Origin of the sequence: Nocardioides segetis, from assembly GCF_051390595.1 — a bacterium.
Classification (GTDB): Bacteria; Actinomycetota; Actinomycetes; order Propionibacteriales; family Nocardioidaceae; genus Nocardioides.
Genome location: NZ_JBNINR010000001.1, coordinates 732,462 through 743,994, shown reverse-complemented (window position 1 = coordinate 743,994; position 11,533 = coordinate 732,462). Strand labels below are relative to the sequence as shown.

Sequence of the window (11,533 nt, the reverse complement as noted above, 5' to 3'; positions counted from 1 at the left end):
GTCAGGTACCCCGCGACGGGGTCAGAAGACGGGCTTCCCCCCGGTCACGCCGAGCACCGTGCCGGACACGTACGACGCGTCGCCCGGCGAGGCGAGGAACACGAACGCCGGCGCGACCTCGGCCGGCTGACCCGCGCGGCCGAGCGGGGTGTCGGTGCCGAACTGCTCGACCTTCTCCGGCTCCTGGGTGGCCGGTTGCAGGGGCGTCCAGATCGGACCGGGCGCGACCGCGTTGACCCGGACCCCGTCCTTGCCGAGCGAGGCCGCGAGGTTGACGGTGAGGTTGTTGATCGCGGCCTTGGTGGCGGCGTAGTCGAGCAGCGTCTCGGACGGCTCGAACGCCTGGATCGAGGCGTTGTTGACGATGCAGCCGGGACGCTCGCGCAGGTGCGGCGCGGCGGCGCGCACTAACCACATCAGCGCGTAGAGGTTGGTCTTGAAGGTGCGGTCGATGCGGTCGTCGCTGAGGTCGTCGACGGCGTGGTCGCGCGCCATCTGGTAGCCGGCGTTGTTGACGAGGACGTCGAGGGACCCGAGCTCGTCGACAGTACGGCGGACCGCTTCGTCGCAGGCCTCGCTCGTCCGCAGGTCGAGCGCCATCGCCAGCACGCGGCGTCCGGCCTCGGTGACGAGGGCCGACGTGGCGTCGGCGTCCTCCTGCTCCTCGGGGAGATAGGTGAAGGCGACGTCGGCGCCCTCGCGGGCGTAGGCGATCGCGACGGCCCGGCCGATGCCGGAGTCGCCGCCGGTGATGAGGGCGACCTGGCCGTCCAGACGGCCGTGGCCGACGTACGACTGCTCACCGTGGTCGGGGCGGGGACGCATCTCCTCGGTGAGTCCCGGGGGCGTCTGCTGCTGGGCGGGAAAGGCGGTGTCGGTCATGTCCCGGGCGTTACCCCGGGTGGGGTGTGCCGAGTCGGGTACACCTGGGGGCGTCGTGCGCCCCACGGCTCAGCCGGAGCGGTCCTCGCGGGCCGCCCGACTGGCGGTGAGGTCGTCGAGCAGAGCGTCCAGCAGACGGCGCAGCCCCGGGTGGCTGACATGCCCCTCCCGAGCCACCTGGATCAGGCGCTCGGCGACCTCCCGCACCTTCACGTTGCGGTTGCGCGACCACCACTTGAGCATCGCGAACGCGGCATCCGCGTCGAGGCCGTAGCCGAGCATCAAGATGCCCTTGGCCTGCTCGATCGTGTCGCGCGAGGCGGCGGACGCGGCGACGGCGGCATCGGCCGCGGCGGCGGTCTCCGCGTCGAGCTCGGGGGTCAGGTCGAGGTAGTAGCCCACGAGCTGGTCGACCTTGCCGCCGGAGCGGCCGTCGTGGCGGCCCTCCCCGACCAGGACGACGTTGCGGATCTCGCCACCGACGAGGATCCGGTAGTAGACGTTGAACGGCGCCCCGTCTGCGATCGCGTCGCGGAGCGTCTGCTCCACCAGCGGGCGGTCCTGCTGGTGCTTGTGCCGCATGATCAGCTCGGTGGTCGGCTCGACCTCGCCCGGCTCGTAGCCGTGGATCGCGAAGACGTCCTCGTCCCACTCCCAGCGCTCGTCGACGACGTCGTAGACGAACCGCCCCGTCTGACGCGGGCCGTCGGGGTCCAACGGCGGCAGCGGGACGGCCTCGTCCCACGCTTCTCCCACCATCTCGTGCTCCCTGCTGCTCGGCTCGACGCTTGCGTATGGAGGCAGCCGGCACGGGTACCCGCAGTCCACCGGAGGAGGTCACATGGGCGATCGGACCGTCTGCGACGAGAACTATGGCGAACCCGAGTCGCGCCGCACAACAGGGGGTCACCTCCAGGTGTACCTGGCTGTGCGCCGCGCCATGCTGCGCCTGATCCTGGGCGAGCTGTGGGAGGGAAGGACGAGGACCGGATGAGGCTGCCCCAACCCTGCGGACCGCTGAGCGAGGGCGTCGTGGAGACGCTGCGCGCCCGCCCGAACGGACCGCACTCCGTGCCGGAGCCGCGGGCGATGGGCGACATCGCGTACCCGCTGGCCGACCGGGACTTCCAGCTCGCGCTGTGGGTCCTCTACGAGCTGCACTACCGCGGTTTCGACGACGTCGAGGACCCGCACGCCGAGTGGGATCCGCTGCTGATGGTGAGCCGGGCCGCCCTGGAGCGGACCTTCGAGCACGCCGTCCGGCAGCTCGTGAGCGAGGCGCCGGCCGACGCACCCGCGCTCGAGGACCTCGGCAACACCCCTGCCGAGCAGGTCACCGCCGCGCTGGTCCGGATGACCGCGCGCTCGGGCCCCTCGGACGTCGCCCAGTTCCTGCACCGCCGCGCCACGCGGGAGGAGTTCTGCTCCTACCTGGCCGAGCGCGCCGTCTACCACCTGCGCGAGTCGGACCCGCAGTCGTTCGTGCTGCCCCGGATCGGCGGCGCCGCGAAGGTGGCCCTGGCCGAGCTGCAGTACGACGAGTACGGCGGCGGGCGTCCCGACCGCCTGCACCAGACGCTGTTCGCCCGCGCCCTGGCCTCCCTCGACATGCCGACCGACCTGGCGCCGTACGTCGAGCGGGCCACGGGCGCCACGCTCGCGTCGGTCAACCTGATGTCGCTGTTCGCCCTCAACCGGCGCCTGCGCGGCGCCGCCATGGGCCACCTCGCCGCGTTCGAGGCGACCAGCTCGCTGCCGTGCGAGCGAATCCTGCGCGGCGCGCGGCGACTCCGGCTGCCCGAGCCCGTCCAGGACTACTACGACGAGCACGTGGAGGCCGACGCGGTGCACGAGCAGCTCGCGATCCGCGGCATCTGCGCGGCCCTGGTGACCGACGAGCCCGAGCTCGCCGCCGACGTCGTTCTCGGCGCCACGGCCTGCCTGGCGGTCGACGGGCTCGCCGGCGAGGTGCTGCTCGACGGCTGGCAGAGCCGGCGCGATGCGCCGGCGGCGGGATGAGGTCGGCATGAGCGAACGACGCGTGGTCGTCACCGACTGTCCCGGCGGTCCGCTGCTGGTCCGCGGCGCGGACGAGGTCGTCGGCGTCGACGGCACCGCGGCTCCCGTCGAGCGCGCCGTGGTGGCGGTCTGCCGGTGCGGCCGCTCCGACCGGATGCCCTGGTGCGACGACAGTCACCGTGATCGACGACGGAGGAAGGGTCAGCCGTGAGAGCAGTGACCTGGCAGGGCAAGGGCAGGATGAGCGTCGAGGACGTGCCCGATCCGCGGATCCAGGAGCCCGACGACGTCCTGATCCGGGTCACGTCGAGCGGACTGTGCGGCTCCGACCTGCATCTCTACGAGCCACTGGCGCCGTTCATGGAGGTGGGCGACATCGTCGGTCACGAGCCGATCGGCGTCGTGATGGAGACCGGTCGCGACGTGACCTCCTTGCGCCCCGGCGACCGGGTCGTCGTCCCCTTCAACCTCAGCTGCGGTCGCTGCTGGATGTGCGCCCGCGGGCTGCAGAGCCAGTGCGAGACGACGCAGAACACCGAGCAGGGCACCGGCGCGAGCCTGTTCGGCTACAGCAAGCTCTACGGCCAGGTGCCGGGCGCGCAGGCGGAGTACCTGCGCGTGCCCTTCGCCGACCGGCTGCCGATCAAGGTCCCCGATGGACCGCCCGACGACCGCTTCGTGTTCCTCTCCGACGTGCTGCCGACCGCCTGGCAGGCCCTGGAGTACGCCGACCTGCGCCCCGAGGACACCCTGCTGATCCTCGGCGCGGGACCGATCGGCGCCATGTGCGCCCGGATCGCGCTGATGCGCGGGATCCGGGTGCTCGTCGTGGACCCGGTGCCCGAGCGACTGCAGCGGGTCTCGGCGTACGGCGCCGAGGTGCTCGTCACCGAGGGCGACGCGGACACCGTCACGACCGTGCTGGAGCTCACGCGCGGGCGCGGCGCCGATGCGGTGATCGACGCGGTCGGCATGGAGGCGCACGGCTCGCCCGTGGCGGAGTCGATGGCGAAGGTGGTCGGCCTGCTGCCCGACCGGCTCGCCCAGCCGCTGATGCGCAGCGCCGGCGTGGACCGGCTGGCCGCGCTGCACCTGGCGATCGACGCCGTGCGCCGCGGCGGCACCGTCTCGGTCATCGGCGTCTACGGCGGGCCGATGGACCCGATGCCGCTGATGGAGATGTTCGACAAGCAGGTCCAGCTCCGGATGGGCCAGGCCAACGTCCGGCGCTGGAGCGACGACATCCTCGCCCTGCTGCTGGAGCCGACCGACCACCTCGGCGTGGAGACCTTCGCGACGCACCACCTCCCGCTGGAGGAGGCGCCCGCGGCCTACCACGACTTCCGCGAGAAGAACGACGGCATGGTCAAGGTGCTGTTCCGGCCCTGATCGCCGGCCACCGACCCGCCGCGATCGCGTCAGCGACAGCGGTCCGCCGACGGTGTCCCTGAGCGTATCGAGGGACCGGTATCGGCGGACCGCCGTCGTGATCGGCGGCCCCGGGCTCAGGCGGCCCGGGGCTTGCCTCCCTGCTCCGCGCCGATGGCGCGGCGGAGGTCGGTGAAGATCCGCTGCAGGAGCCGCGAGACCTGCACCTGGGTCACGCCGAGCTCGTCGGCGATCTCCTGCTGGGTGCGCTGCTCGTAGAACCGCATCTTCAGGATGCGGCGGTCGCGGGGCTTCAAGCGGCGGCAGGCCGGCCCCAGCACGGCGACGGCCTCACTGTGCTCGAAGCCGGCGTCGACCACGGGCAGCAGGTCGCCCAGCGGGCTCCCGGTCGCCGCGACGGGCTCGTCGAGCGAGGCGGCATGCGCGAGGTCGCCGCAGGCCAGGGCCTCCTCGACCTCGGCCACCGGGCAGTCGAGCTCGTCGGCCAGCTCCTGCGGCGTCGGCGGTCGGCCCAGGAGCTGGCCCAGCTCCTCCTCGGCCGCGACGACGCGCGGGCGGATCTCCTGGATCCGGCGCGGCGGGCGGACCGCCCAGGCGGCCGAGCGGAAGTGCCGCTTGAGCTCGCCGAGGATGCTCGGCACGGCGAAGACCAGCAGGTCGTCGCCGCGCTCGGGGTCGAAGGAGTGCACGGCGCGCGTCAACGCGAGGCAGGCGACCTGCTCGAGCTCGTCGGCCGACTGACCGCGGTTGCGGTAGCGCGCGGCGAGGGTGCGGGCGACCGGGATGTTGAGCACGATGACCTCGTCGAGCAGGTCGTCGCGCTCCCCCGGTGGACACTCCCGCGCCTTCGCCAGGAGCTCCGCGGTGCGCGCCTTGCGCTCGGCGGAGCTCACCCGGCCGGCGGATGAAGCGGTGGAACGGTGGGGGATGGTGGGGATCGATGCGGTGGACACGGTTACTCCCGAGGCTCGAGAGCGGTGTGGCGGTGGGCTTGGCCACGTATGTCTGCTGCGTCGCTACCCAACCTAGCGCGAACCCATACCGCTGACCACCCCCGGGAACTACGCGCATGGTCAGAAATGACTAGGAGCGAGAGGACTCCCGGTGCCGTAACGCCGCGGCCGGTCGCGGGTTGAACCCGCGACAGGGCACGCCGGGTGCCCACGGAGCGGGGAGTTCGCGGTGCAGCAGATCGTGGTGGCGCTGAGCCCGTTCACTCTCCGCAGCCGCTCGCTCGCCATCAGCCACCGCGGGCTCGGTCTCGACCGCGGCCTGGAGCCCGGCGAGCACCTCGTCCTCCACGACCCGGTGACCGACGAGCACTTCACCGCGGTCGTCTCCGACATCGCGTTCGAGCTCGCCGACACGTCGTACCGCATCGAGATCGGCACCCGGATCACCGCCGCCGAGGCGGCCGAGTGCGTCGAGCCGCGGGGCGACGACCCATGGCTCACCACCCCGGACATCGTGGCCCTGCTGGCCGTCCTGCGGCGCGGCGAGCGCGACGTCGCGGCGGCGCTGGCCGACCTGCGGGCGCGCTGACCCCTCGATCAGACCCGGTGGGCTAGTCCTTCCGGACCAGTGACACGGCCCCTCCGGCTCGACCTTGCGCGATGGGTCGCTCTCGGCGGCGTGGCGCGGGAGAATCGTCGTCGTGCCCGCCGAGAATCCCATCCGCGTCTACATCGTCGACGACCACGAGGTGGTCCGCCGGGGTGTGGCGAGCCTGCTCGCGACCGATCCCGAGCTCGAGGTGGTCGGACAGTCCGGCAGCGCGACGGTGGCGCTGCGCGAGATCCTCCAGCTGCGTCCCGACGTCGCCGTCCTCGACGCCAACCTGGCCGACGGCACCGGCGTCGACATCTGCCGGGAGATGCGCTCGGTCGACCCCGACATCAAGGCCCTCATCCTGACGACGTACGACGACCCGGACGCGATCTCCGCGGCCATCCTCGCCGGCGCGTCGGGCTACGTGCTCAAGAAGATCGAGGGCAACTCGCTCCTCAACGGCATCAAGCTCGTCGCCGGCGGTCACTCGCTCATCGACCCCGCCGTCGCCAACCGCGTCGTCGAGCAGATGGAGATGCAGCGCAGGTCGCTCGACGTCATCTGCGAGCTCACCCCCCCAGCAGCGCAAGATCTTCTTCCTCATCGCGGAGGGCATGACCAACCGCCAGATCGCCGAGAAGCTCTACCTCGCCGAGAAGACGGTGAAGAACCACGTCACCGGCCTGCTCGCCCGGCTCGGCCTCCAGCACCGCACCCAGGCGGCGCTGCTCGCCGTGCGCCTGCGCGGTGCGGACGCGACCGCCGCGGCCGAGTCCCCGAAGCCTCGGTTCTCCGCCGCAGGCTGAGGGACGGCGGCCCGTCCGCGGGCGCACCTGACGGGCATTTCCTGCACTTGACGGGCGTTGCAATGCACGACAAGCGCAGGAATCGCCGGTCGACCGGCGATTCCTGCACCCTGCCGGACGCTCAGAGCCGAAAGCGACCGACCATGTCGCGCAGCTCGGCGGCGACGCCGGTGAGCGCGGTGGCCGAGGCCAGCGTGTTCTCGGCGCCCTCGCGGGTGTCGGCAGCGGCGGTGGCGACCTGGGTGACGTCCTCGGCGATGCCGTTGGCGCCGGCGGCGGCCTCGGTGACCGAGCGGGCGATCTCGTTGGTCGTGGCCGTCTGCTCCTCGACCGCGGAGGCGATGGTCGACTGGATGTCGTTGATCCGCGCGATGACGTCGGCGATGCGGCTGATCGCGGACACCGCGCCCTGCGTGTCGCTCTGGATCGCCTCGATCTTCTGACCGATCTCCTCGGTCGCCTTGGCGGTCTCCTTGGCCAGCTCCTTGACCTCGTTCGCGACCACCGCGAAGCCCTTGCCCGCGTCGCCGGCGCGCGCGGCCTCGATGGTGGCGTTGAGGGCGAGGAGGTTGGTCTGCTGGGCGATCGAGGTGATCACCTTGATCACCTGGCCGATCTCGGCGCTCGACTCCCCGAGCGAGGCGACGGTGCCCTGCGCCTCCGAGGCGACGGTCACGGCGTCGGTGGCGACCGTCGCGGCCTCGGTGGCGTTCTTCGCGATCTCGCGGATGGAGGCGGTCATCTCCTCGGCCGCGGTGGCGACGGTCTGGATCGACGCGGACACCTCGACCGAGGCGCTCGACGCGGACGCCGCGCGGTCCGAGGTCGTCGAGGCGCCCTCCCCCATGCCCTCGGCCAGCGACGTGAGCTGGTCCGCCGCGGTGCCGAGCGTCTCGGCGGCGCCGCTGATGTTGCCCATGCTGGAGCGCAGGGTCCCCATCAGCGTGCGCAGGGCCTCGGCGACCCGACCGACGGCGTCGTCGCCCTCGATGTCCAGGTCGCGGGTCAGGTCGCCCGCGGCGGCCGCGGAGACGACGTCGAGGATCTGCTCGACCTTGCCGGCCAGGACGGCGGCCGCCTCCCGCTCCGCGGCCTCCCGATGGATCCGCGCCAGGGTGTGCGACACCATCCGGCCGACGTTGCGCAGCGCGTCCAACCGCTGCTCGCTCGGCTCGAGGGTCTCCGTGGCGAAGAAGTCCATGGTGCCCACGACCTCGCCGTCGAGGATGATCGGGAAGCACACCCCGGACTTCACGCCGACCCGCTGCGCCACGGGCGCGCGCACGCAGTCGGTCATCTCGCCGATGTCGCGGGTGAAGTACAGGTCGCGCTGTGCCCAGGCCCGGCCGGACAGGCCGATGCCCGGGGCGAAGGTGGCCTGCAAGGTCACCTGGCGGAACTCAGGTCCGGCGTCACCCGACTCACGGGCGAACCGCAGCACCCCGTCCGCGACATCGACGCTCCAGTAGGAGCCGTAGGCCCAGCCGAACTCGCCGCGCACGGTGTCGAGGGCGACCTGGATCGCGGCATCCGCGTCCTCCGCGGCACCGAGGCCGGAGAGCACCTTGTTGACCGCCGAGGTGTCGGCAGCCGCCTCGGCGCGCTCGCGCTCGATCCGCAGCCGGTCGGTCACGACCTCCCAGGTCGCCATCGCGCCGACGTACTCGCCGTCGGCGTCGGTGATCGCACTCACCAGCAGGTCGAGCGTCTGGTGACCGACCTGGATGTTCGCGCGGCGCGGCAGGTGCTCGGCGGTCGCCAGCAGCCCACGCTGGTAGGCGGGGTTCTTGTGGAAGATGTCGAGGCTGGACCCGACCACCTCGTCGGCCCGCACCGGCAGCACGTCCTCGAGCCCGCGCAGCGTGCGCAGCGAGGCGGGGTTCATGTAGCGGATGACGAGGTCGCGGTCCGCGAACATCATGTTCGTCGGGGAGTTCTCCATCATCGACAGGGCGAAGGCCGAGGTGTCCGGCGCCTTCCCGCCGACGGGCGCCCGCTTCGCGGGCGTCGGCTTCGCCGTCTTGGCGGGAGCGGTGCCGTTGGCCGGCACCTCGAGGATCTCGGTCATGGGGTACCTCCGGGGGTGTCGTGGGTGGGCGCCACGTCCGCGGCGCGATCGGCGTCGAGGACGAGCAGGATGGAGTCGGGCAGCGCCCGGACGCCCCGGACGACGTCCTGCACGTCGCGGGGCAGGGTGGTCGGCGCCGCCTGGGGGGCGACACCGGCCGTGTCGATGACGTCCCCGATGTCGTCCACGAGGAGGCTGACCACCTCGCCGCGACTGCGGACGATCACGTTCATGGGGACCGCGTCGCCCGACCGGTCGGGCAGCGCGAGGCGCACCCGCAGGTCGACGGCGGTCACGATCTGGCCGCGCAGGTTGATCAGGCCGGTCACGGCCCGCTCGGCCCGGGGCACCGGTGTCATCGGCTGGTGGCGCAGCACCTCCTGCACCTCGTCGACGGCGACGCCGAAGTAGAGGCCGCCCGCCCAGAACGTGCAGTACTGCTCCGCGGTCCGGCTCGCGGTCGTCGTACCGCTCATGCCGGCACCGCCGCCCGGCGGACGATCGTCTCGACGTCGACGAGCTCGGTCACCCGGTCCTGGACCACCGCGCTGCCCGTGACGCCCGCGCGCCGCCCGACGTCGGTGACGACGACCGGGACCTCGACGACGTCGTGCACCCGGTCGATGACGATGCCCACGGCACCCGCCGCATCGCCGGTCTCGTGCACGACCACGCTGATCCGGTCGCTGCGGTCGCTGGTCTCGGGCAGGCCGATCGCGGACGCGAGCCGCACGAGCGGCAGGATGCCGTCGCGGTACTGCACGACCTCCGAGCGGCCGCTGAGCTCCACCCGGTCGCGGCCGAACTCCTCGAGCCGGGCGACCGCCGCCAGCGGCAGCGCGGCCCGCCGGCCGTCGGCCACCTCCAGCACCAGGAGCGCGGTCCGATCCTCGGCATCGGCCACGACCGGGGCGGCGGTCTCCTGCTGCGTGGCGCCGACGCCGGCGGTGGCGGCGATGCCGGCGACGTCGAGGATGAGCGCCACCCGCCCGTCGCCCATGATCGTCGCGCCGGCGTACGTGGTGAGCGCCTTCAGCTGGCGCCCGATCGGCTTCACCACGATCTCCTGGGTGTCGTGCACCTCCGAGACGCAGAGGCCGAAGCGCAGGTCGTCGGACTGCAACACGACGACCGTGAGGGCCTGGCTCTCGGGCGTCGCGCCGCCGAGCGTCTCCGCGAGGGAGACCAGCGGAAGCAGGCTCCCTCTCAGCCGGAGCACGGGCGCGCCCGCGAGGTCCTCGACCTGGCGACGCAGGTCGTCGCCCTCGATCCGCACCAGCTCGACCAGGTTCGCCTGCGCGATGGCATACCGCTCGCCGCCCTCCCCGACCACCAGCGCCGGGATGATCGCGAGCGTGAGCGGGATCCGGACCCGCGTCGTCGTCCCGTGACCGGGAGCGGAGGAGACGTCGACGCTGCCGCCGATCCGTTCGATGTTGGTGCGCACGACGTCCATGCCGACGCCCCGGCCGGAGATGTGGGAGACCGCCGCCGCGGTGGAGAACCCGGGCCGGAAGATCAGGCCGAGCACGTCCCGGCCGTCCATCCGGGCGAGCTGGTCGCGGGTGACGACGCCGCGCTCGACGGCGACCGCACCGATCGCGGCGGGGTCGATCCCCCTGCCGTCGTCCGCGATCTCGACGACCACCTGGCCGGACTCGTGGTAGGCCCGGAGGCTGAGCGTGCCCGTGGCGGGCTTGCCGGCGGCCCGTCGTACGTCGGGCGGCTCGATGCCGTGGTCGAGGGAGTTGCGCACCAGGTGGGTCAGCGGGTCCTTGACCGCCTCCAGCAGGCTGCGGTCGAGCTCGGTCTCGTGCCCCTCCATGACCAGCTCGACCTCGCGGCCGAGCTGGTGGGACAGGTCGCGCACGACCCGCGGCAGCTTCGACCAGACCTGTCCGATCGGCTGCATGCGGGTCTTCATGATCGACTCCTGCAGCTCGCTGGCCACCAGGTCCAGCCGCTGGCTGGCCCGGACCAGCTCGCCGTCGGTGGAGCCGAGGCTGCGCTGCACCAGCTGGTTGCGGGTCAGCACCAGCTCGCCCACCAGGTCGACGAGGTCGTCGAGGAGATCGACGTCGACGCGCACCGAGGAGTCCACGACGGCACGACGCTCGACGCCGTCCCAGGGCTCGTCGGCGGCCGGGGTCGCGGCGGGCGGCGTCGCGGCCTCGGGGGGCTCCTCCTCCGTGGGCTCCTCCTCGGTGGGCTCCTCCTCCGTGGGCTCCTCCTCCGTGGGCTCCTCCTCCGTGGGCTCCTCGGCCAGCAGGCCCTCGATGACGGCCACGACCGGGGCGACGGCGACGGCCGGGTCGGTGTCGCGGCCGGTGCGCTCGATCGCGTCGAGGAGCGCCCGCACGGTGTCGACCATGGCGAGCAGTCCCTCGGCGATCGGAGGCGTCATCGCCACCTCCCCGTCCCGCAGGCGCGAGAGCAGGGTCTCCCCCACGTGGGTCAGCTGCTCGAGCCGGTTGAGGGCCAGGAAGCCGCTGGTCCCCTTGATGGTGTGGATCGTCCGGAAGACGCTCGACAGGCGCTCCCGCGACCCCGGATCGCGCTCGAGCTCGACCAGGTCGCGATCGAGCCGGTCCAGGTTCTCGTGGGACTCCACGAGGAACTCCGCGATGATCTCGGCATCGTCGTCCATCCGTCCTCCCTCCCAGGCGGGCGCCTCCACCGAGGCGCAGGGCGATCACCCTGCCGATCGGCCCGGTGCGGACGGGGATGAGCCGAGTCGAGGGAGTGGGGATCTAGTCCCGCATGCCGGGCGCTGTCACCCGACGTCCACCACCCGCACCGCCCCACGCGACGGTGTGCGCAC

General features: G+C 72.5%; 11 protein-coding genes and 1 pseudogene. 6 read left to right on the top strand and 6 right to left on the bottom strand.

Translation table 11 applies throughout. The annotated features are described in order from the left end of the window. Positions 1-21: 21 nt before the first annotated feature. Both ACPZVR_RS03385 and ACPZVR_RS03380 read right to left on the bottom strand, forming a co-directional pair. Entirely contained in the window at positions 22-882 is an 861-nt protein-coding gene (locus tag ACPZVR_RS03385; RefSeq protein WP_436698152.1) for an SDR family oxidoreductase, read from the bottom strand. Between the two features lie 69 nt (positions 883-951). Next, the gene (locus ACPZVR_RS03380) at positions 952-1,641 is read right to left on the bottom strand and encodes a PAS and ANTAR domain-containing protein (RefSeq protein ID WP_436698151.1); all 690 of its coding nucleotides are present in this window, start codon (positions 1,639-1,641) and stop codon (positions 952-954) included. A gap of 231 nt (positions 1,642-1,872) precedes the next feature. Between ACPZVR_RS03380 and ACPZVR_RS03375 the strand changes: the two genes are divergently transcribed. The 3 genes from ACPZVR_RS03375 to ACPZVR_RS03365 are packed head-to-tail and all read left to right on the top strand — an operon-like array spanning position 1,873 to position 4,290. Continuing rightward, positions 1,873-2,901: an iron-containing redox enzyme family protein gene (locus tag ACPZVR_RS03375; RefSeq protein ID WP_436698150.1), complete on the top strand. Its 1,029-nt coding sequence runs from the start codon at positions 1,873-1,875 to the stop codon at positions 2,899-2,901. A 7-nt stretch (positions 2,902-2,908) separates the two neighbouring features. Further along, positions 2,909-3,112: a CDGSH iron-sulfur domain-containing protein gene (locus ACPZVR_RS03370; RefSeq protein ID WP_436698149.1), complete on the top strand. Its 204-nt coding sequence runs from the start codon at positions 2,909-2,911 to the stop codon at positions 3,110-3,112. Beyond that, the gene (locus ACPZVR_RS03365) at positions 3,109-4,290 is read left to right on the top strand and encodes an alcohol dehydrogenase catalytic domain-containing protein (RefSeq protein ID WP_436698148.1); all 1,182 of its coding nucleotides are present in this window, start codon (positions 3,109-3,111) and stop codon (positions 4,288-4,290) included. The genes ACPZVR_RS03370 and ACPZVR_RS03365 overlap by 4 nt, the downstream gene beginning before the upstream one ends. 116 nt (positions 4,291-4,406) lie before the next feature. Here the strand turns inward: ACPZVR_RS03365 and ACPZVR_RS03360 are convergent, their stop codons facing one another. Next, the gene (locus ACPZVR_RS03360) at positions 4,407-5,243 is read right to left on the bottom strand and encodes a sigma-70 family RNA polymerase sigma factor (protein ID WP_436698147.1); all 837 of its coding nucleotides are present in this window, start codon (positions 5,241-5,243) and stop codon (positions 4,407-4,409) included. Between the two features lie 229 nt (positions 5,244-5,472). Here ACPZVR_RS03360 and ACPZVR_RS03355 point away from each other — a divergent pair, with 229 nt between their 5' ends. The 3 genes and pseudogenes from ACPZVR_RS03355 to ACPZVR_RS03345 all read left to right on the top strand — a co-directional run bounded on the left by ACPZVR_RS03355 (position 5,473) and on the right by ACPZVR_RS03345 (position 6,644). Continuing rightward, positions 5,473-5,832 carry a hypothetical protein gene (locus ACPZVR_RS03355; RefSeq protein WP_436698146.1) on the top strand — a complete coding sequence of 120 codons (360 nt, stop codon included), beginning with the start codon at positions 5,473-5,475 and terminating at the stop codon, positions 5,830-5,832. 112 nt (positions 5,833-5,944) lie between these two features. Next, positions 5,945-6,241: pseudogene (locus tag ACPZVR_RS03350) on the top strand (response regulator); the annotation flags it as partial. 211 nt (positions 6,242-6,452) lie between these two features. After that, a complete protein-coding gene (locus ACPZVR_RS03345; RefSeq protein ID WP_436698145.1) occupies positions 6,453-6,644 on the top strand; it encodes a response regulator transcription factor in 192 nt (63 codons plus the stop codon). 121 nt (positions 6,645-6,765) lie between these two features. Here ACPZVR_RS03345 and ACPZVR_RS03340 read toward each other — a convergent pair whose 3' ends face one another. The 3 genes from ACPZVR_RS03340 to ACPZVR_RS03330 are packed head-to-tail and all read right to left on the bottom strand — an operon-like array spanning position 6,766 to position 11,359. Continuing rightward, positions 6,766-8,712: a methyl-accepting chemotaxis protein gene (locus ACPZVR_RS03340; RefSeq protein ID WP_436698144.1), complete on the bottom strand. Its 1,947-nt coding sequence runs from the start codon at positions 8,710-8,712 to the stop codon at positions 6,766-6,768. Next, positions 8,709-9,188 carry a chemotaxis protein CheW gene (locus ACPZVR_RS03335; RefSeq protein ID WP_436698143.1) on the bottom strand — a complete coding sequence of 160 codons (480 nt, stop codon included), beginning with the start codon at positions 9,186-9,188 and terminating at the stop codon, positions 8,709-8,711. The genes ACPZVR_RS03340 and ACPZVR_RS03335 overlap by 4 nt, the downstream gene beginning before the upstream one ends. Beyond that, entirely contained in the window at positions 9,185-11,359 is a 2,175-nt protein-coding gene (locus ACPZVR_RS03330) for a chemotaxis protein CheA (protein WP_436698142.1), read from the bottom strand. The genes ACPZVR_RS03335 and ACPZVR_RS03330 overlap by 4 nt, the downstream gene beginning before the upstream one ends. Between the last annotated feature and the right edge of the window lie 174 nt (positions 11,360-11,533).